Source organism: Stutzerimonas sp. R40042 (assembly GCF_026642215.1).
Classification (GTDB): Bacteria; Pseudomonadota; Gammaproteobacteria; order Pseudomonadales; family Pseudomonadaceae; genus Stutzerimonas; species Stutzerimonas frequens.
The window spans coordinates 3,932,324-3,952,653 of the sequence record NZ_CP113258.1; the positions used below are offsets into that span (position 1 = coordinate 3,932,324).

The 20,330-nt window shown below is 63.9% G+C and carries 14 protein-coding genes and 2 tRNA genes; 4 read left to right on the forward strand and 12 right to left on the reverse strand.

Annotation, left to right across the window (positions count from 1 at the left end; genetic code table 11):
- Positions 1–75: 75 nt before the first annotated feature.
- Positions 76–2,037 (forward strand): methyl-accepting chemotaxis protein, encoded by a 1,962-nt coding sequence (locus OUY36_RS18590; protein ID WP_267935509.1) that lies wholly within the window; start codon positions 76–78, stop codon positions 2,035–2,037.
- 54 nt (positions 2,038–2,091) lie between these two features.
- Here OUY36_RS18590 and OUY36_RS18595 read toward each other — a convergent pair whose 3' ends face one another.
- Positions 2,092–4,371, reverse strand: a complete 2,280-nt coding sequence (locus OUY36_RS18595; protein WP_267935510.1) for a YgiQ family radical SAM protein — start codon at positions 4,369–4,371, stop codon at positions 2,092–2,094.
- Positions 4,372–4,539: 168 nt separating this feature from the next.
- Here OUY36_RS18595 and OUY36_RS18600 point away from each other — a divergent pair, with 168 nt between their 5' ends.
- Positions 4,540–6,402, forward strand: coding sequence for a diguanylate cyclase domain-containing protein (locus tag OUY36_RS18600; RefSeq protein ID WP_267935511.1), 1,863 nt, complete (start codon positions 4,540–4,542; stop codon positions 6,400–6,402).
- Here the strand turns inward: OUY36_RS18600 and alr are convergent.
- The 9 genes from alr to rnr form a co-directional block, all read right to left on the reverse strand.
- A complete protein-coding gene (gene alr / locus OUY36_RS18605; protein ID WP_267935512.1) occupies positions 6,390–7,466 on the reverse strand; it encodes an alanine racemase in 1,077 nt (358 codons plus the stop codon). The genes OUY36_RS18600 and alr overlap by 13 nt on opposite strands.
- A 124-nt stretch (positions 7,467–7,590) precedes the next feature.
- Entirely contained in the window at positions 7,591–8,985 is a 1,395-nt protein-coding gene (gene dnaB / locus OUY36_RS18610; RefSeq protein WP_063541879.1) for a replicative DNA helicase, read from the reverse strand.
- Between the two features lie 104 nt (positions 8,986–9,089).
- The gene (rplI, locus tag OUY36_RS18615) at positions 9,090–9,536 is read right to left on the reverse strand and encodes a 50S ribosomal protein L9 (RefSeq protein WP_011914672.1); all 447 of its coding nucleotides are present in this window, start codon (positions 9,534–9,536) and stop codon (positions 9,090–9,092) included.
- A gap of 21 nt (positions 9,537–9,557) precedes the next feature.
- Entirely contained in the window at positions 9,558–10,451 is an 894-nt protein-coding gene (locus tag OUY36_RS18620; protein WP_063541877.1) for a hypothetical protein, read from the reverse strand.
- 34 nt (positions 10,452–10,485) lie between these two features.
- Positions 10,486–10,716: a 30S ribosomal protein S18 gene (gene rpsR / locus OUY36_RS18625; protein WP_003283112.1), complete on the reverse strand. Its 231-nt coding sequence runs from the start codon at positions 10,714–10,716 to the stop codon at positions 10,486–10,488.
- A 28-nt stretch (positions 10,717–10,744) separates the two neighbouring features.
- Entirely contained in the window at positions 10,745–11,164 is a 420-nt protein-coding gene (rpsF, locus tag OUY36_RS18630) for a 30S ribosomal protein S6 (RefSeq protein WP_063541875.1), read from the reverse strand.
- Between the two features lie 179 nt (positions 11,165–11,343).
- Positions 11,344–13,476 carry a PAS domain-containing protein gene (locus OUY36_RS18635; protein WP_267935514.1) on the reverse strand — a complete coding sequence of 711 codons (2,133 nt, stop codon included), beginning with the start codon at positions 13,474–13,476 and terminating at the stop codon, positions 11,344–11,346.
- A gap of 166 nt (positions 13,477–13,642) precedes the next feature.
- Positions 13,643–14,398 (reverse strand): 23S rRNA (guanosine(2251)-2'-O)-methyltransferase RlmB, encoded by a 756-nt coding sequence (gene rlmB / locus OUY36_RS18640; protein ID WP_267935515.1) that lies wholly within the window; start codon positions 14,396–14,398, stop codon positions 13,643–13,645.
- Positions 14,395–16,896, reverse strand: a complete 2,502-nt coding sequence (gene rnr, locus OUY36_RS18645) for a ribonuclease R (protein WP_267935516.1) — start codon at positions 16,894–16,896, stop codon at positions 14,395–14,397. Before rnr ends, rlmB begins: the two co-directional genes overlap by 4 nt.
- Positions 16,897–17,101: 205 nt before the next feature.
- Here rnr and OUY36_RS18650 point away from each other — a divergent pair.
- Together OUY36_RS18650 and OUY36_RS18655 are read left to right on the forward strand one after the other, a co-directional pair.
- A tRNA-Leu gene (locus OUY36_RS18650) sits at positions 17,102–17,188 on the forward strand.
- A 118-nt stretch (positions 17,189–17,306) separates the two neighbouring features.
- A tRNA-Leu gene (locus tag OUY36_RS18655) sits at positions 17,307–17,393 on the forward strand.
- A 142-nt stretch (positions 17,394–17,535) separates the two neighbouring features.
- Here OUY36_RS18655 and OUY36_RS18660 read toward each other — a convergent pair.
- Entirely contained in the window at positions 17,536–18,831 is a 1,296-nt protein-coding gene (locus tag OUY36_RS18660) for an adenylosuccinate synthase (RefSeq protein ID WP_110775875.1), read from the reverse strand.
- An 88-nt stretch (positions 18,832–18,919) separates the two neighbouring features.
- Positions 18,920–20,107 (reverse strand): ATP phosphoribosyltransferase regulatory subunit, encoded by a 1,188-nt coding sequence (locus OUY36_RS18665; RefSeq protein WP_230724387.1) that lies wholly within the window; start codon positions 20,105–20,107, stop codon positions 18,920–18,922.
- Positions 20,108–20,330 lie beyond the last annotated feature (223 nt).

Below are 20,330 nucleotides of genomic sequence, written 5' to 3' on the forward strand. Positions count from 1 at the left end.
CGGGTAACGCTGTCACAAGACTGACATTAAATTGCCATACCTTTCAGGCCTCTCGATCCATTATGCGAGGCGAGGATGCGCCTGAAGTCGCTCACCACTCTCAATACCCTGTTGCTCGTAGCGGTCTGCCTGGCGCTCGGAGCCACCCTCTGGTGGTCGGAGCGAGCGCTGGAGCGTCCCTACCTGCTGATGGCGCGCTACCTGGGGCTGTCCCAGCAGTTCCAGCATCAGGTCGCAGAGAACATCCACGCCTACCTCGGCAGCGGCGACGCCCTGCGCCATGCCCAGGCGCAGCAGGCCCTCGTCGAGCTGGAGCAGGACATCGGCCAACTGCCCGACGAACTGGCAGATCAGCTTCGCCCCGGCCTACAGGAACTGAACCGCTTCAGTACCGATGACCTGCTTGCAGCCGGCAAGCTGGCAGGTGACCCGCAAGGCCTGCTATTGCAGGCGGAACGGGAGCTGAGCGGTGTCCTTTCGCAGCTGGATGAATACCATAGCCAGGCCAGCCATCCGAGCGCACAGGCGTATCAGCGCCCGCTGTTCGCAGCCGCCCAACAGCTGCAGCGCCTGGGGCACGCTCGGGGCAAGCTGGTGAGCAGTGGTCGCGACGATCTGGCTGGCGAGGTGGAGCAGGTGCTGCACAACCTGGAACAGGAGGCCGCAAAGCTAGAAGCCCTGCCCTTGCTGGGCGTCGAGGCCGCTACGCAGTCGGCCGCCAGCAGTTTCGCCGCACTGCTGGAGCTGGGCGAGGCCGCGGACCAACACAGCGAAGACCGTGGCATCGCCCTCAAGCGCGAGCTCGCAAGCTTGATCAAGCGCTACCCTGCCGAGCTGCAACGCACCCGCGAGTTGATCCGCCAACGCCGTGCGTTGCTCGACAGCAGCACGCAGAAGATCGCCAGCGTCGAGCAGGCACTGGCCGAACTGGAGCCCGCCGTGCGCGCCGAGCACAGCCGCATCCAGGGCGAGGTACGCCTGATACAGGTGGGCATCATCGCGCTGATACTGCTTATCGCCCTGGCGATCGACCGCCTGCAACGCCAGCTGACCCGCGCCCTTGGCCAACTGGTGCCGGCCCTCTCCAGCTGGGCGAAGGGCGATTTCGCCAGCGCGGTGCGCATTGAGACGAAAATAACTGAAATCACCGATATCGAGACCTCGCTCAACCGCCTGCGCAGCTACCTGCTGGAGCTGGTTGGAACGCTGCGCCAGCAGGCAACCCAGGTTGCAGCCAGCAGCCGCAACCTCGATGAAATGAGCAGCGATCTGCATGACGGAGCCCAGCGCCAGACCGGCGATACAGCGCAGATTCGCGATTCGCTGGGCGAGCTGGAAGCAACCATCCAACAGGTGGCCGATGGGGCTGGAGAAGCGGCTGAAGCGAGTCGCGCCGCCGCCCAGGCGGTGCAGCACGGCCAGCAGGTGATCGGCCAGAGCCTGACCGGCCTGCATGGTCTGGTCAACGAAGTGCAGGACAATGCCGCTGCCATCGAGCGCCTCGCCGACGAGACCACCACCATCGGCAACGTGCTGACGGTGATCCGCGCCATCGCCGAGCAAACCAATCTGCTCGCGCTGAACGCAGCTATCGAGGCCGCCCGCGCCGGCGGGCATGGCCGCGGATTCGCCGTGGTGGCCGACGAGGTTCGCTCGCTGGCGCAGCGCACCAGCGGCGCCACCGAGGAGATCCAACAGCTGATCGGCCGCCTGCAGCAGGCCGCACGGCAATCGGTCGAGGCGATGCGCAGCCAGGTCGAGCATGCCGAAAGCACCGCGAGTCTCGCCCAGAGTGCCGATCAGGCGCTGGACGAGATCGTCTCGACCATCGCCACCATCAGTCGCATGGCCGAACAGATCGCCCAGGCGACCGCGCAACAGGGCGAGGCGGTGGGCGAGATTCGCGGGCACAGCGAACGCATCCACCAACTGGGCGACGCCAACCTGAACCACATCAGCCGGGGCCGTGAGCAGAGTGCGCAGATGCTGCAGCTGGGCAGCGAACTGGATCGTGCGACCCAGGCGTTCAGGTTCTAAAAAAAGAAAACGGAGCCTGGCGCTCCGTTTTCCTATGCCGAAGAACCGCTACCGCTAACGGGGTGCAACCGGGCGCTGCGGCTTGCCACCCTTGCCAGCCGGTTTGCCGCTCTTCTGCGCCTTGCGCCGGGCCTCGGCGGCGGCCTTGGCCTGCTCACGCTTGTCCCAGGCGTTGCCGTCGTGGCTGCGCGGCGGCAAGCCGTTGTGCTGGGTGAGGATCTTGCCGCCCTGCCCGGCCTTCTTGCTGCCGACCGGCGTGGAGTTCTTGCGTCGCGCGCTCTGGTAGCCGTCCACCGCCGGCTGGTGCGCCGGGATCAGCTGGTGCTTGCCGCTGCCAATCAGGTCGGCGCGGCCCATGCGGATCAGCGCCTCGCGCAAGAGCGGCCAGCCCTTCGGGTCGTGATAACGCAGGAAAGCCTTGTGCAGACGACGCTGCTCCTCGCTCTTGACCACGGTGACGCCTTCGCTCTTGTAGGTCACCTTGCGCAGCGGGTTCTTGCCGGTGTGGTACATGGCGGTGGCCGAGGCCATAGGCGACGGGTAGAACGCCTGCACCTGGTCGGCGCGGAAGCCGTTGGCCTTCAGCCACAAGGCGAGGTTCATCATGTCCTCGTCGGTGGTGCCGGGGTGCGCGGCGATGAAGTACGGGATCAGGTACTGCTCCTTGCCCGCCTCTTTCGAGTACTTTTCGAACATGCGCTTGAAGCGGTCGTAGGTGCCGATACCCGGCTTCATCATCTTGTCCAGCGGACCGCGCTCGGTGTGCTCCGGCGCAATCTTCAGGTAACCGCCGACATGGTGGGTGACCAGCTCCTTGACATACTCCGGCGACTCGACGGCGAGGTCGTAACGCAGGCCGGAGGCGATCAGGATCTTCTTCACGCCCGGCAGTGCACGCGCCTTGCGGTACAGCTCGATCAGCGAGCTGTGATCGGTATTGAGGTTCTCGCAGATGCCGGGGAACACACAGGACGGCTTGCGGCAGTGCTTCTCGATTTCGTGGCTCTTGCAGGCCAGGCGATACATGTTGGCAGTCGGCCCGCCGAGATCGGAGACCACACCGGTGAAGCCCGGCACGTTCTTCATTTCCTCGATCTCGTGCAGGATCGACTCGTGAGAGCGGCTCTGGATGATGCGCCCCTCGTGCTCGGTGATCGAGCAGAAGGTGCAGCCACCGAAGCAGCCGCGCATGATGTTCACCGAGAAGCGGATCATTTCGTAGGCGGGAATCTTCGCGCCGTTGTATGCCGGGTGCGGCACGCGCGCATAGGGCGCGGCGAACACGTAGTCCATTTCCTCGGTGGTCAGCGGAATCGGCGGCGGATTGAGCCACAGCTCACGGTCGTCGTGACGCTGCACCAGCGCGCGGGCGTTGCCTGGGTTGGTTTCCAGGTGCAGCACCCGGTTGGCGTGGGCGTACAGCGCCGGATCGTTGCGCACCTTTTCGAAGGACGGCAGACGGATCACCGTGCGGTCACGCTCCAGCTTCGGGTGCGGCAGCAGCTCCACCGGCCGGGCTTCGTTCGGGTCGTCCTGCGGCCCCTTGTCCTTTTCGATGGCGCAGGCGGATAGGTCCTGCGTGTTGACGTAGGGGTTGATGATCTTGTCGATCTTGCCCGGGCGGTCGATGCGGGTGGAGTCGATCTCGAACCAGCCTTCGGGGGTGTCCTTGCGGATGAAGGCGGTGCCGCGCACATCGGTGATGGCCTCGATCGTCTCGCCACGCGCCAGGCGCTGCGCCACCTCGACGATGGCACGCTCGGCGTTGCCGTAGAGCAGCATGTCCGCGGTGGCGTCCATCAGGATCGAGCGGCGCACCTTGTCCGACCAGTAGTCGTAATGGGCTATGCGGCGCAGCGAGGCCTCGATGCCGCCGAGCACCACCGGCACATGCTTGTAGGCTTCCTTGCAACGCTGGCTATAGACCAGGCTGGCACGATCCGGTCGCTTGCCGGCCAGGCCGCCCGCGGTATAGGCGTCGTCGGAACGCACCTTGCGATCGGCGGTGTAGCGATTGATCATCGAGTCCATATTGCCGGCAGCGACGCCAAAGAACAGATTCGGCTCGCCGAGCTTCATGAAGTCGTCTTTGCTCTGCCAGTCCGGCTGGCTGATGATGCCGACGCGAAAGCCCTGGGCCTCGAGCAGACGGCCGATGATCGCCATGCCGAAGGACGGGTGGTCGACATAGGCATCACCGGTGACGATGATGATGTCGCACGAGTCCCAGCCGAGCTGATCCATCTCCTCCCTGCTCATCGGCAGGAACGGCGCCGGACCGAAACACTCGGCCCAGTACTTGGGATAGTCGAACAGTGGCTTGGCGGCGTGCATGGCGGAAAACCGGGGCAACGAAAACGGGCGCGGAATATAGCACAAAAAATAACCAAGCCCGACCACCGTGCAGGGTCTTTATCGACCTTGCCGACAGGCGCGCGCTGCGCTTTCGTCTCCCGCTATACTCGCGCCACCCGACCCACGTATCGAGCCCGGGAGATCCTGGTGCACGCCGTCCTCCTCGCCCTGCTGCTGTGCCTTGGCACGCTCTTGCCCGCCCATGCCGATACAGCCGTGATCGGCGCACGTGACAGCGGCCGTAATCTGAATGCCCACGTCGAACTGCTGATGGACCCCGGCGCCGAGCTGCAGGTGACCGATCTGCAGCGCGCCGAAGTACTGGCGCGCTTTCAGCCGGCGCAAGGCAAGGCCAGCGTCGGCCAGAGCCCGCACCCCTGGTGGGTCAAGGTCACGCTGCAGCGGACCAGCGACGCGCCGGCGCATTGGTGGCTGGAGGTCGGCTCGGTAACGCTGAAGGACCTGCGCCTCTATTTGCCGGACGGTGAGGGTGGCTGGCACGAGCGCCAGTCCGGCGAGCTGGTCGGCTTCCATGAAGGGCGCGACCATCCCTACCGGCGCATGCTGCTCCGCCTTCCCGAGCTGAACAACCAGCGCCCGCTGACCTTTTACCTGCGCAGCTACGACCCGGCCGGCAACTCCTTTCCGCTCAAGGTTTGGCAGCTCGATGCCCTGCAGGAGCAGGCGGTGGGCGAGAACCTGTTTCTCGGCCTGATCTATGGCCTGATCCTGGCCATGCTGCTGTACAACCTGTTCATCTTCCTCAGCCTGCGCGATACCGCCTATTTCTGGTACGTGATGACCACCAGCGGCGCGCTGCTGATGATTCTGGGCATGACCGGACATGGCTTTCAGTACCTCTGGCCGAACGGACCGGTGCCCTTCTGGCTGGATCGCATCAGCATCCCGGCGCTCTGGGGTTTCAGCGCCTGCCGCTTCACCCAGACCCTGCTGCAGACCCGCCGTTTCGTGCCCTGGGCCCACCGCCTGCTGACCTTTGCCTTGTGCCTCTATGTCACAGCCGTACTGCTCAACATCTTCGGGTTGCGTGCGTTCGGCGCCTGGGTCTTCGTCGTGCTGGCCCTGACCGCGATCCCGGCGTCGCTGTGGGCCTCGTTCCGCCGCTGGCGTCAGGGCTACTTTCCCGCCCTGCTCTACCTCTGCGGCTTCGGCGTGATCCTGGGCAGCGTCAACCTGCTGTTGCTGCGCGCCACCGGCGTGATCCAACCGGCGGCCTGGAGCGGCTACGTCTTTCCGCTGGCGGTGGCTGCCGAGTCCATCCTGTTCTCCTTCGCCCTGGCCTCGCGCATCCAGATACTCAAGCAGGAGCGCGCGGCGGCACTGGAACACGCCGACCGGGAAAAGTCCGCGCGACTGAAGCAGGTCCAGGCCAGCGCCGAACAACTCAGCCTGGCGGTGGAGGCGCGTACCGCCGAGCTGGCGCAGGCCAACCGCGACCTCAGCGAACGGGAAATCGAGCTCAAACAGGCCGCCTTCCACGACCCGCTGACCGAGCTGCCCAACCGGCGCTACCTCATCGAGCGGGTCGAAGCGGCCATGGCCGAGGCCGCGCGGCGCGGTGAGTCGATCGCGCTGCTGCTGATCGATCTGGATCACTTCAAGCCGATCAACGACGGTCACGGCCATGATGCCGGAGATCTGCTGTTGCGCACGCTGGGCCAGCGACTGCGCGGTCTGGTGCGCAGCAGCGACATGGCGGCCCGGCTGGGTGGGGATGAGTTCGCAATACTGCTGACCGGGCCGAACGTCGAGCAGGACGCCGGCCAGGTCGCCGAACGGCTGCTGCACGAGCTGTCGCTACCGGTGCGCTACCGGGGTACCAGCCTGGCGGTGACCGTGAGCGTCGGTGCCGCGTTCTTTCCGCAGCATGCCGACGAATTCGCCCGACTCTACAAGGCCGCTGACGAGGCGCTCTATCGCGCCAAGCAGCAGGGCCGGGCGAGCTGGGTCCAGCAGGACGGGCGCACGCCGGCCGATCAGCCGATATAGCGGCGCGGCACGCGCCCGGTCACCTTGGTCAGCAGCTCGTAGCCGATGGTGCCGCAGGCCTGGGCGAGCTCGTCAATGGGCATCTGCGTCCCCCACAGCTCCACCGCGTCGCCAAGCTGCGCCTGCGGCAAGTCGGTCAGGTCCACGGCGAGCATGTCCATCGACACTCGCCCGGCCAGCGGCACGCGTCGTCCATGGATCACCACCGAGGTGCCGGAAGGCGCGGTACGCGGATAACCATCGGCGTAGCCACAGCTGACGGTGCCGATACGCGAAGGACGCTGCGCCACCCAGCTCGCGCCATAACCGACGCTGTCGCCGACCGGCACCTCGCGCACCGCGATCAGCGCGCCAGTCAGCGTCATCACTGGTTTCAGTCCAAGCTCCCGGGCGCTCAGCTCGGCGAACGGCGTCGCACCGTAGAGCATGATGCCAGGCCGGATCCAGGCCATATGCGCCTGCGGCAGGGTCAGTACGGCGGCGGAATTGGCCAGCGAGCAGTTGTCGAACGAGAGCTCCAGCAGCTCTGCGTAGCGCTCCAGCTGGGTGTCGGTCAGGGCGTGGCCACGCTCGTCGGCACAGGCGAAGTGACTGATCAGATTGAGTTCGCCGACCTGGGCCGCGCCCTTGAGCCGCGCGTGACACTCGCGCAGGCCGTCCACGCCGAAGCCCAGCCGGTGCATGCCCGAATCCAGCTTGAGCCAGACGTTCAGCGGGGGCACCAGCTCGGCAGCCAGCAGCCAGTCGGCCTGGCGCTCGTCCTGAACAGCGATGTCCAGCCCCAGCTCAGCCGCTCGTTGGTACTCGGATGGCTCGAAGCAGCCCTCCAGCAGCAGGATGCGCGCGTCGGGTGCGCAGCCACGGATCACCTCTGCCTCTTCCAGGCAGGCCACGGCGAAACCATCGGCAATTTCGCGCAATGCCGCCACCGCCTCCGGTGCGCCATGCCCATAGGCGTTGGCCTTGACCACGGCGAAGGCCTTGCGCTGTGGTGCGCATTGCTTGGCGAGCAGGTAGTTGTGACGAAGCGCGGTCAGGTCGACCGTGGCAACCAGCGGACGCATGGGGCTGTTCCTGTACAACGGCGGGTGAGGCTGGAATCTTACTCCGCTCGGCACGACCGTGCAGACCGGAACTCGGTGAGGGGCATGGACGACGCCCTCCCCCGCCGCCTGGCGAGACGACCGACTACTCGTCGTCGAACTGATAGCTGCCCGGCGCGAGGTTCTCGAAGCGCGAGTACTTGCCGAGGAACGCCAGCCGGGTGGTGCCGATCGGACCGTTCCGTTGCTTGCCGATGATGATCTCGGCGACGCCCTTGTACTCGGTTTCCGGGTGATACACCTCGTCGCGGTAGACGAACATGATGATGTCCGCGTCCTGCTCGATTGCCCCCGATTCACGAAGGTCGGAGTTTACCGGGCGCTTGTTGGGTCGCTGCTCCAGCGAGCGGTTGAGCTGAGACAGGGCGATCACCGGGCAATTGAACTCCTTCGCCAGGCCTTTCAGCGAGCGCGAGATCTCGGAAATCTCGTTGACCCGGCTGTCACCGCTGGAGCCAGGAATCTGCATCAGCTGCAGGTAGTCGACCATGATCATGGCGATCTCGCCGTGCTCGCGGGCCAGGCGACGGGTCCGCGCGCGCATCTCCGACGGGCTGATGCCGGCGGTATCGTCGATGAACAGCTTGCGGTCGTTGAGCAGATTCACCGCACTGGTCAGTCGCGGCCAATCATCGTCATCGAGCTTACCGGCACGCACCTTGGTCTGGTCGATGCGCCCGAGCGAAGCGAGCATACGAATGACGATGGAGTCGGCGGGCATCTCCAGCGAGAACACCAGCACCGCCTTGTCGGTACGCAGCACGGCATTCTCCACCAGGTTCATGGCGAAGGTGGTCTTGCCCATCGACGGACGGCCGGCAACGATGATCAGGTCGGCCGGCTGCAGGCCGCTGGTGGCTTCATCCAGATCGGTGAAGCCGGTGGACAGGCCGGTGATCGCCTCGCCGGCGTTGAACAGCGTGTCGATGCGATCGATGGCCTTGACCAGGATGTCGTTGATACCGATCGGCCCGCCGGTCTTCGGCCGCGCTTCGGCGATCTGGAAGATCAGCCGCTCGGCTTCATCGAGAATTTCCTCACCGGTGCGGCCCTGCGGAGCATAGGCGCTGTCAGCGATTTCGTTGCTGATGCCGATCAGCTGGCGCAGCGTCGCCCGCTCACGAATGATCTGCGCGTAGGCCTTGATGTTCGCCACCGACGGCGTGTTCTTGGCCAGCTCGCCGAGATAGGCCAGACCGCCGACCTGGGACAGGTGCCCCTCCTTGTCCAGCTGCTCGGACAGGGTGACCACGTCGAACGGCGAGTTGCGCTCGGCCAGGGCGAAGATGGCGCGGAAGATGAGGCGATGATCGTGGCGATAGAAGTCGCCGTCGGATACCTGGTCGAGCACGCGCTCCCAGGCATTGTTGTCCAGCATCAGACCGCCAAGCACCGCCTGCTCAGCCTCGATGGAGTGTGGCGGCACCTTGAGCGCGGCGGTTTCCAGATCGTATTGCTGGGGGACACTGATGTCGTTCATGGCACTCGAAATTCGAAACTACGGAAAAAACAAAGGGCACGTTCCACTCGCGCGGAAACGTGCCCGATGTTACTCGTCAGGCACCAGCGGTGCCAGACGACGGCTTAGCCGGCTACGACGATCAGCTTGACGGTCGCTTCGACGTCGGTGTGCAGGTGCACAGCCACGTCGTATTCGCCGGTCTGGCGAATGGTGCCGTTCGGCAGACGAACTTCGCTCTTGGCCACTTCGACGCCGGAGGCGGTCAGGGCATCGGCGATGTCGGCAGTGCCGATGGAACCGAACAGCTTGCCCTCATCGCCCGCGGTAGCGGTGATGGTGACCTCCAGTTCGGCCAACTGAGCAGCGCGAGTTTCGGCAGAAGCCTTCTTCTCGGCAGCCGCTTTTTCCAGCTCGGCGCGGCGGGCTTCGAACTCGGCGATGTTGGCCGGGGTCGCAGCGGTAGCCTTGCCTTGCGGCAGCAGGTAGTTACGGCCGTAACCGGCCTTGACGTTTACCTTGTCGCCCAGGTTGCCCAGGTTGGCGATCTTTTCCAGCAGGATGACTTCCATTTGAGTCTTACCTCTTAACTTTTAACCTTCACCGTTCGCAGGTCCCGCGCCGTTCTTGCCGGCCGCGCGACCACGAAAATCAAACAGACTGTCGACAATGGCCAAAACGGCCAGTAGCGGATAAACCAACTGCATGAACAGCACCAGCGTTACGTACAGTCCCACCAGCCAGAACCGCGGCAAGCGCCCCTGAGCGACCAACCCGTGCATCAGTGCGAGACCGGCAAACACCAGCGGCACACTGCACAGTGGCGCCAGTACGGCCAGCTGCGCACCGAGATTCGGCCCCAGCAGCATGCCCAGCAACAGCAGTGTCGCCAGTAGCGGCGGAAACCGCAGCGCTCGAAACTCGCTGCCGAAACCGCCCGGGTTGTACAGCGCGGCTTGCCAGTAGCGCCCAAGCATCAGGCTCAGCAGGGTGACGATTTGCAGCAGCGCAGCCAGCAGGCCGGTCAGCACCGGTATCAGCAGCGCCTCAAACCGACCACGCTCTTCCACCGACAGCTGCTCGTAGGCACCCGACAACGCATCGGGCAACACCTTCTGCAGCTCACCAGCCAACGCCGCGATCGGCTCGCCGAATACCGCACCGAGCGCCCAGACATACAGCAGTCCCAGGCCCACGCTGCTTAACATCACCCGCACCCATGACGCCTGACCGCGCAGTACCAGGGCCAAGCCCAGCGTACCCAGCAATACCAGCAGGGTCCGCGGATCGCCGAAGTACCACCAGGCCAGGGCCGGTATCACGGCCCAAACCAGCACACTCAACGCATCGTTCAGCCCGCGTCGCAGCAGCACGAGACTGCCTGCGGCAGCGCTCAGCCAGAACAACATGGGCAGTGCCGCAGCACCGGCCACCACGAAGATGGCCTGCATGCGGCCGCGCATGATGAACTCAGCCAGGGCGCGCATGCGATCTATCCTTTACTTCTGTCGACCAGCCGGATCAACGGCCGTGGCTGTCGGTGTAGGGCAGCAGGGCCAGGTAGCGGGCGCGCTTGATAGCGGTGGCCAGCTGACGCTGATAACGTGCCTTGGTTCCGGTGATACGGCTAGGAACGATCTTGCCGGTCTCGGAGATGTAGGCCTTCAGGGTGTTGAGATCCTTGTAATCGATCTCTTTCACGCCTTCGGCGGTGAAACGGCAGAACTTACGACGACGGAAAAAACGTGCCATGAAATAGGCTCCTCAATAGATCCGTGGATTACTCGTCAGCGTTGTTATCGCTGCTGTCACTGTCGCTCTCGTTGGAGCCGTCAGTGTTTTCAGGGCGATCACGACGCTCGCGGCGCTCGCTACGGTTTTCCTCGGCCTTGAGCATTTCGGACTGCTCGGTCACGGCCTCGTCGCGACGAATGATCAGGTTGCGGATGACAGCGTCGTTGTAGCGGAAGTTGTCTTCCAGCTCGGCCAGAGCCTTGCCGCTGCACTCGACGTTCAGCATCACGTAGTGAGCCTTGTGCACGTTGTTGATGGCATAAGCCAGCTGACGACGGCCCCAGTCTTCCAGGCGATGGATCTTGCCACCGTCTTCTTCGATCAGCTTGGTGTAACGCTCCACCATGCCGCCGACCTGCTCGCTCTGGTCCGGGTGAACCAGAAAGATGATTTCGTAATGACGCATAACTGCTCCTTACGGGTTGCAGCCTGCCGACGATGCGGTCAGGCAAGGAGTGAATGACTTGTTGTCTTGCCTGTAGAAAGGCGCGCAAACGCCTACCATCCAGGCAAGGGGCGCCATTCTAGAGAAGGGCCGGCAGTGGCGCAAGGCAAGCTGGTGATTATTTGACCAGCCCGAGCAGGTTAGCGGCTTGCCGCAGCCCTTTCGCTACGAATCGCGTCGAGCAGCTCGCGAACCTGATGGATATCGTAGGGCTTGATCATCGTGCGCAGTCGATCGATCCCCACCTCGGCAGGACTGACCGCGTACCCCGAGGCAATCACCAGCGCAAGCTCAGGATGGCGGGCGCCAGCCTGACGCGCGAGGTCGATTCCGCTCATTCCTGCCAAACCGACATCGGTAAGCAGCACATCGAACGGCTGCCGATCCAGGAATCCCAGCGCCTCCTCAGCCGTCTCGCTGACTTCGACCCGGTGGCCAAGCTCCGTCAAGACCTCCCCGGTCAGCATGCGCAACGTGGGATCGTCCTCGACGAACAGAATCGTCAGTCCTGCATCATCGACGGCCGACGAGCCGTCAGCCTCCGACTGCGCAGGTTCGCGCTCGCTGGCGGCGTCGGACTCTGCGTTCTCGCCCGCACTGCGCGGCAGATGAACATGCACCGCCGTGCCACCGTTGTCACCGCTGCCCAGCGTCACGAAACCGCCACTCTGCTTGACGAACCCGTAGACCATGCTCAAGCCGAGGCCCGACGCGTTGTTCTCCTGCTTGGTGGTAAAAAAGGGCTCGAACGCCCGGGCTCGAACCTCGTCACTCATACCACTGCCCTGGTCGATGACGCTGAGCAGTACATAATCCCCAGGCTGCTCCACCGCTTCGTCATTCAGCGAGCGATTCTCAAGACGCAGCACCAACCGGCCGCGCCCGGCCATCGCGTCACGCGCGTTGGCCGCCAAGTTCAGCACCACACTCTGCAGGTTTCCGACATCGACAAAGACCGGCCAGGGCCGACCTACGACATCCAAATCAACCTGCACCGCAGACCCAAGAGCGCCATCGAGCAACTCATGCATCTGCTCCAGCAGATCGGGCAGATACACCTGCCGGGGCAGCAGCGGCTGCCGGCTGGCGAATGCCAGCAGCTGCGAGGCAAGGCGCGCGCCCTTCTCGACCCCACTGACCGCCGAGTTCAAACGTCTTGCAGCCGTTTCATCGTTGCCGAGGCTGCGACGCAAAAGCTGTAGGTTGCCTCCGATGATTTGCAGCATGTTGTTGAAGTCATGGGCGATACCGCCTGTCAGCTTGCCCACCGCCTCAAGGCGCTGAGCCTGTTGCAGGGCCTGTTCGGCGACCTGCCGCTCCGCCTCGCTCTGCTCGAGCGCTTGGGTCCGCTCGCGTACCAGCTCCTCGAGATGTTCACGATAGCGCTGCAATTCCGTTTCGTTGCGCTGCTGCTCGGTTACATCCTGCCCCTGCACGAAGATGCCGGTGACATTGCCCTCGTTCTCGATGATCGGCTGCAGCACGAAGTCCAGGATCGTCTCTTCCGGTTCCCGGTCCGCTTGGCGCTTGAGAAACAGCGACACGCGCTTGCCGATGTAGGATCGACCCGTGCGGTAGACCTCGTCCAGCAGGTCGATCAGCCCTTGGTCGACAACTTCGGGCAGGCCCTCGCGAACCGCCTTGCCCAGCAGCTGGCGATGCCCGGTCACCTCTCGGTAAGCATCGTTGACCAGTTCGTAGACGTGATTCGGCCCGCGCAGGAAACAGACGAATCCAGGCGCCTGAGCGAAGAGCCGCCGCAACTGCTCGCCCTCGGATTGCAGCAGCCTGGCGCGGGACATGACGCCTTGTTCGAGCTGCTGCACAGGCTGATGCCCGGCAACCTGCTTCAGCGAATCCTTCATGGCCTGCAGCTCGGTGATGTCGGAGGTGTGCTGCAGTATGGCCACGACCTCACCCTGCTCGTCGAGGATCGGAGTGTGCGTGGCACTCCAGTAGCGATCTTCGTAGACGGGGCCAAGCGGCGTATGGCGTGCAATGGAATAACGGATAACCGGCAGCGTATCGACCGCCTTGCGGCTGAGCACACGAGCAAAGGAGTCGAGCAGCTCCTGCACACGAGTCGTCTCGGGGCTGAGCGGGTCTGCTGCGAACGCTTCGTGAAGGCGCTGCCCCTGGATCTCCTCCAGCCTGCGGCCGGTCAGGGCCAGGTAAGCCGCGTTGGCATCGAGGATGACCAGATCGCGATCGAGCAGAACATAGGCGTTCGGCGACAGCCGGAACAGACTCTCGAAAGACGGGCGCTGCTGCATACAACCTCCATGGTACGAGCCTGACGCCGCGTAACGAACTCAGCGAGACCCCGGCAGCACTCCGGGGCCCTCAAGCGAAAAAATCGAACAGCCGCTATCCGGCGGGCCTGGGACAGCGATTGACCACAAAAAGACCGATCGGTTTCAGTACATGCGTCGCCTGGCGCTAACGAGCCGGTTGGCCAAGGCCGCGCTGACGCAGCGCCTCGAACAGGCAGACGCCGGTGGCAACCGAGACATTCAGACTGCTGACGCTACCCGCCATCGGCAGACGCACCAGATAGTCGCAGTGCTCGCGGGTCAACCGGCGCATGCCGCGACCTTCCGCCCCCATGACCAAGACGATTGGACCGGTGAGATCCTGCTCGTAGAGCGACTGCTCGGCTTCGCCGGCGGTGCCCACGATCCAAAGGCCCTTTTGCTGCAGCTTCTCCAGAGTCCGCGCCAGATTGGTCACCGCCACCAGCGGAATGACCTCGGCAGCACCGCAGGCGACCTTGCGCACCGTGGCATTGAGAGTGGCGGACTTGTCCTTCGGCACGATCACCGCCAGCGCACCGGCCGCATCGGCCGTACGCAGGCAGGCGCCGAGGTTGTGCGGGTCGGTCACCCCATCGAGCACCAGCAACAGGGGCGGACCCTCGGCGCGATCGAGCAGCTCGTCGAGCATCGCCTCACCCCACACCTGGCTGGGGCTGACCTCGGCCACCACACCCTGGTGCACGCCCTCGACCCAGGCATCCATCTCGCGACGCTCGCACTGGCCGACACTGACGCGCGCCTGCGCGGCCAGCTCGATCAGCACCTGAGCACGCGGATCGTCCCGGCCTTCAGCCAGCCAGACCTGCTTGACGCGCTTGGGATGATGCCGCAGCAACGCCTCCACGGCGTGCAGGCCATAGATCTTTTCCAGCTGACTCATGACTTGGCCTTGCGCTTTCGGGAACCACTGCTGGAGGCTGAAGGCTTGCTCGTCGACTTCGCAGCGGATTTTGCCTTGGATGTGCCGGACCGGGACTTGCTGCCGCCTGCCTTGTCGGACTTGCCCTTCCTGCCACCAACCTTGGCTTCGGCAATCAATGCCTTCTTCAGCTCGCGGCTCTTGCGAATGTCGGCATTGCCCGGTTCGCGGCCACGCTCTGCGCCGTCACGCTGGCCGGAGGCCTTGGTGCCGCCAGCGGTCAGCTCGAAATCGATCTTGCGCTCGTCCAGATCGACGCGCATAACGCGAACCTCGACGCTATCGCCAAGGCGGAAACTGCACCCGCTGCGCTCGCCGGAGAGGCGATGGTGCAGCGGGTCGAAGTGGTAGTAGTCGCCCGGCATCGCCGTGACATGCACCAGGCCCTCGACGTAGATGTCAGTCAGCTCGACGAACAGGCCAAAGCCGGTCACCGCGGTGATCACACCTGGGAAGGTCTCGCCGACGCGATCCTTCATGAACTCGCACTTGAGCCAGTTGACTACGTCGCGGGTGGCCTCGTCGGCGCGCCGCTCGGTCATCGAACACTGTTCGCCCAGCTGCTCCAGCGCCGCCTCGTCATACGGGTAGATGCGCGCCTTGGGCATGCTGGCAGCGCCTTCACGCCGCACGTGCGGTGTGTCGCGACGGGAACGGATCACGCTGCGTATGGCGCGATGTACCAGCAGGTCCGGATAGCGCCGGATCGGCGAAGTGAAGTGTGCGTAGGCTTCGTAGTTCAGACCGAAGTGACCATGGTTCTCGGCACTGTAGACCGCCTGGCTCAGCGAACGCAGCATCACCGTCTGGATCACGTGAAAATCCGGGCGCCCCTGGATCTTTTCCAGCAGCGCCTGGTAATCCTTGGGCGTCGGCCCTTCCTTGCCCTTGTGCAGGGAAAGCCCCAGCTCACCGAGGAAGGCGCGCAACTTCTCCTGACGCTCCAGCGGCGGTGCGTCGTGCACGCGATACAGCGCCGGAATCTCATGCTTCTGCAGGAACGCCGCGGTGGCGACGTTGGCGCAGAGCATGCACTCCTCGATCAGCTTGTGCGCATCGTTGCGCTCGGTGGGCTTGATCTCGGCGATCTTGCGATCGGCACCGAAGACGATGCGGGTTTCCTGAGTCTCGAAATCGATCGCACCGCGGGTATGGCGTGCCTTGAGCAGCACCTTATAAAGCGAATAGAGCTGCTTGAGGTGCGGTAGCACTTCGGCGTACTCGGCGCTCAGCCGCTTGCCTTCGGCAGACTTGGGCTGCTCCAGCATCGCGCTGACCTTGTTGTAGGTCAGCCGTGCATGGGAGTGGATCACTGCTTCGTAGAACAGGTAGTCGGTCATCTTCCCCGACTTGCTCAGGGTGATCTCGCAGACCATGGCCAGACGATCGACATGGGGATTCAGCGAGCAGAGGCCGTTGGACAGCTCCTCGGGCAGCATCGGTACCACGCGCTCGGGGAAGTACACCGAGTTGCCGCGGACCACAGCTTCCTTGTCGAGCGCCGAATCCACCTTCACATAGTGCGACACGTCAGCAATGGCCACATACAGACGGAACCCGCCGGTCAGCAGCTTCCAGCCGCCCGGCTTCTCGCAGTAGACCGCATCGTCGAAGTCGCGGGCATCCTCGCCATCGATGGTGACGAACGGCAGATGGCGCAGGTCGACACGCTTGTGCTTGTCCTTTTCCTCCACCTCGGGCTTGAGCCGCGCAGCCTCCTTGAGCACCGCTTCCGGCCAGACATGCGGAATATCGAAGCTGCGCAGCGCGACGTCGATCTCCATGCCCGGCGCCATGTAGTTGCCGATCACCTCGACGATATCGCCCTGCGGCTGGAAGCGCTGCGTCGGCCAGTGAGTGATCTTCACCTCGACGAACTGACCCGGCTTGGCATCCAGCGCCCGCCCAGGCGTGACCAGCACTTCCTGCTGAATCTTGGGGTTGTCCGGAATGACGAAGCCGACATCGCTCTCGATGTGATAACGGCCCACGATGCTCTCGTGCGCGCGGCTGATCACCTCGACGATGGCGCCTTCGCGGCGTCCACGGCGATCGAGGCCCGCGACCCGAGCCAGGCAGCGGTCACCATCGAACACCAGGCGCATCTGCGCCGGGCTGAGGAACAGGTCGTCGCTGCCATCATCGGGGATGAGGAAACCAAAACCGTCACGATGGCCGCTGACGCGCCCGCAGACCAGGTCCAGCTTGTCCACCGGGGCATAGGTGCCGCGCCGGGTGTAGATCAGCTGGCCGTCTCGCTCCATCGCACGCAGGCGGCGACGCAGCGCTTCGATATCTTCGTCGGACTCCAGCCCGAACTCTTCCACCAGCTCTTCACGGGCAGCTGGCGAGCCACGTTCGCCGAGATGCTGAAGAATCAGCTCACGGCTGGGAATAGGGTTTTCGTACTTTTCCGCTTCACGAGCGGCCTCGGGATCGAGGGATTGCCAATCGGCCATTAGAGAGATGTCACCTTTCATTCATTTATAGAGGCAGAACGCCCTTTTTCTATTGAAGCGCGAATCGCTGCCGGACGGCAGCTTTCATGCGAATTATTTTTCGCCATCAGGGGTTTACAAGGCTAGACCTCAGCCGTATAGTTCGCGCCCACAATGTCTGGCAGACGTTGTAACACGGAAACGGCCAAGTATCATCGTTTCTCGTGCCCAGGTGGCGGAATTGGTAGACGCACTAGGTTCAGGTCCTAGCGGTGGCAACACCGTGGAAGTTCGAGTCTTCTCCTGGGCACCACTCTTCAAATGAAACCTGCATCATTGATGCGTGTCTCAGGCAGTAACGAAGATTGCCGACTTCGGCCGATGTGAATCGGCAAAATGGCAAAAAAGTCGGTGAGCAATCATCGCAATGTGCCCAGGTGGCGGAATTGGTAGACGCACTAGGTTCAGGTCCTAGCGGTGGCAACACCGTGGAAGTTCGAGTCTTCTCCTGGGCACCACTCTTCAAGAAAAAACCGAGCCCCTGGCTCGGTTTTTTCGTTTCAGCCCGATAGAAATCATCCCCGCCAGCCGATACTCGCGCCGCCGTCAGCTCCAGACAGCAAAAGACCGCCCGGAGGCGGTCTTCTAGCATGCGCCCGATCAGGCGTACGGATGACGCAACACGATGGTTTCGTTGCGGTCCGGACCGGTGGAGATGATATCCACCGGCGCCTCGATCAACTCTTCCAGGCGCTTGATGTAGGCGCGGGCATTGGCCGGCAGCTCGTCGAGACTCTTGGCGCCAACGGTCGACTCGCTCCAACCTGGCATTTCCTCGTACACCGGCTGCAGACCGTCGTAGCTGTCGGCATCGGTCGGCGCATCGACCAGCACTTCGCCGTTGCGATCCTTGTAGCCGACGCAGATGCGGATGGTCTCCAGCCCGTCGAGCACGTCGAGCTTGGTCAGGCAGATCCCGGAGATGCTGTTGATCTCGATCGCACGGCGCAGGATGACGGCATCGAACCAGCCGCAACGACGCGCACGCCCGGTGGTCGAGCCGAACTCGTGACCACGCTCGGCCAGGCGCGCACCAACATCATCGAACAGCTCGGTGGGGAACGGACCAGAGCCCACGCGTGTGGTATAGGCCTTGGTAATGCCGAGGATGTAATCCAGGTACAGCGGACCGAAGCCCGAGCCAGTCGCCGTGCCGCCTGCCGTTGTGCTGGAGCTGGTCACGTACGGATAGGTGCCATGGTCGATATCCAGCAGCGAGCCCTGGGCACCTTCGAACATGATGCAGGCACCCTGCTTGCGCAGCTCGTGCAGACGGGCCGTGACGTCAGTGATCAGCGGCTTGAGGATCTCGGCGTAGCCGAGGGCCTCGTCGAGGGTCTTCTGGAAATCAACCGGCTCGACCTTGTAGAAGTTCTGCAGCACGAAGTTGTGGTAGTCCAGCAACTCACGCAGCTTGACCGTGAAGCGCTCTGGATTGAACAGGTCGCCAATGCGCAGGCCGCGACGCGCCACCTTGTCCTCGTAGGCCGGACCGATGCCGCGCCCAGTGGTGCCGATCTTGCCTTCCGAACGCGCGGCCTCGCGGGCCTGATCCAGCGCCACGTGGTACGGCAGGATCAGGGTGCAGGACGGGCTGATGCGCAGGCGCTCGCGCACCGGCACACCCTTCTCTTCCAGCTTGGTGATTTCCCGTAGCAGCGCATCGGGCGCAACCACCACGCCATTGCCGATCAGGCATTGCACGTTGTCGCGCAGGATGCCGGACGGAATCAGGTGCAGAACGGTCTTCTCGCCATCGATGACCAGGGTATGACCGGCATTGTGGCCGCCCTGGTAACGCACGACCGCAGCCGCCTGATCGGTCAGCAGATCGACGATCTTGCCCTTGCCCTCATCACCCCATTGGGTGCCCAGGACCACGACATTCTTACCCATAACCCTTTGTCCTCTTCGGCGAAGCATACCGGCCGCAACCGGCGATAATCGAAACCTGGCCGGCACCGCGAGCGCGGCGCCATAGCCGTCAGGACGCCAGCGAAACCACCGTCCAGACACCATTACTCAACCGCAATTGCCGGTCGCAGCCCAGCTGCGCGGCATCGGCCCGCGACTGGCCATCCAGCGCCTGCACCACGCGCTCGCCCTGGCGCCGCAGCTCGCGAATCGCATTCCAGAGGCCCGACTCATCGCCGTGCGGAGCCCAGATCCCGGAAATCGGCGTGCTCAGATCGGCATTTCCGAGACTGACCAGCGTTTTCAAATCAGTGGAGAAGCCGGTCGCCGGACGGGCACGCCCGAAATCGGCACCGATATCGTCGTAACGCCCGCCCTGGGCAATCGACTGCCCCATGCCCGGCACGAACACGGCGAACACCACTCCAGTATGGTAGTGATAGCCGCGCAATTCGCCCAAGTCGAAGTACAGCGGCACCTGCGGGTAGCGCAGCGCGAGCTGGTCGGCCACCGCCGAAAGGGTCTCCAGCGCCGCCTGCACATCCGCGGGCGCGCCAGCCAGAGCCTGCCGAGCATCATCGAGCGTCTCGCGCCCGCCACACAGGCGCGCCAGCGAGCGCAGCATCGAGGCGAGGGCCGGATCAAGCGCCGCGGTCAGCTGCTCGATCTCGTCCATAGCCTTGCGCTGCAGCGCGTCGAACAGGCGCTGCTCGGCCTCACCGCTCAGCGCGGCGGCCTTTGCCAGGCCGCGGTAGATGCCGACATGACCGAGATCCATGTGCACGTCGGGCACACCGGCCAGCTCGAGCATTTCCAGCATCAGACTGATGACTTCGAGGTCACTGGAAGCGGAGGCATCGCCATACAGTTCGGCGCCGAGCTGAATGGGGCTGCGCGAAGTGGAAAGCGCCTGCGGCTTGGCATGCAGCACGCTACCGGCATAACACAGCCGGCTCGGACCCTCACGACGCAGGGTATGCGCATCGACGCGGGCCACCTGGGGCGTGATATCGGCACGCAGCCCCATCTGGCGACCGGAAAGCGGATCGATGACCTTGAAGGTGCGCAGATCCAGATCCTGCCCGGAACCGGTGAGCAATGACTCGAGGAATTCCACATGCGGGGTGATGACCAGCTCGTAGCCCCAGCGCTGGAACAGATCCAGCACGCGCCGACGCGCCGTTTCGATACGCGCTGCCTCGGGCGGCAGCACTTCTTCGATGCCATCTGGCAAGAGCCAGCGGTCTACCGTTGCCATTCGCGAAATCACCTCTCGTTCCGGTAAGCCCAGACGAAAACCGCGGCTGCAGCCTCAGCTGGCCTCCGGTTGCGTGCAGTTGTGTTCGAACCATGGCATCCGAGCCATGCCCCTGAGGGGTCGGCATGACCACCGCATGCCTGGGATAGCCTGCGACCTCAAGGGCACAGACGCAAAAAAGCCGGGATTTCCCCGGCTGGCGGATCATAGCAACCTTTTCCCC

Coding starts and splice junctions, on each gene's coding strand:
- OUY36_RS18590 (WP_267935509.1), top strand. CDS start 76: ATGCGCCTGAAGTCGCTCACCACTCTCAATACCCTGTTGCTCGTAGCG.
- rpsF (WP_063541875.1), bottom strand. CDS start 11,164: ATGCGTCATTACGAAATCATCTTTCTGGTTCACCCGGACCAGAGCGAG.
- OUY36_RS18665 (WP_230724387.1), bottom strand. CDS start 20,107: ATGGCAACGGTAGACCGCTGGCTCTTGCCAGATGGCATCGAAGAAGTG.
- OUY36_RS18620 (WP_063541877.1), bottom strand. CDS start 10,451: ATGCGCGCCCTGGCTGAGTTCATCATGCGCGGCCGCATGCAGGCCATC.
- OUY36_RS18660 (WP_110775875.1), bottom strand. CDS start 18,831: ATGGGTAAGAATGTCGTGGTCCTGGGCACCCAATGGGGTGATGAGGGC.
- dnaB (WP_063541879.1), bottom strand. CDS start 8,985: ATGAACGACATCAGTGTCCCCCAGCAATACGATCTGGAAACCGCCGCG.
- rlmB (WP_267935515.1), bottom strand. CDS start 14,398: ATGAGTCAGCTGGAAAAGATCTATGGCCTGCACGCCGTGGAGGCGTTG.
- rnr (WP_267935516.1), bottom strand. CDS start 16,896: ATGGCCGATTGGCAATCCCTCGATCCCGAGGCCGCTCGTGAAGCGGAA.
- alr (WP_267935512.1), bottom strand. CDS start 7,466: ATGCGTCCGCTGGTTGCCACGGTCGACCTGACCGCGCTTCGTCACAAC.
- rplI (WP_011914672.1), bottom strand. CDS start 9,536: ATGGAAGTCATCCTGCTGGAAAAGATCGCCAACCTGGGCAACCTGGGC.
- rpsR (WP_003283112.1), bottom strand. CDS start 10,716: ATGGCACGTTTTTTCCGTCGTCGTAAGTTCTGCCGTTTCACCGCCGAA.
- OUY36_RS18635 (WP_267935514.1), bottom strand. CDS start 13,476: ATGCAGCAGCGCCCGTCTTTCGAGAGTCTGTTCCGGCTGTCGCCGAAC.
- OUY36_RS18595 (WP_267935510.1), bottom strand. CDS start 4,371: ATGCACGCCGCCAAGCCACTGTTCGACTATCCCAAGTACTGGGCCGAG.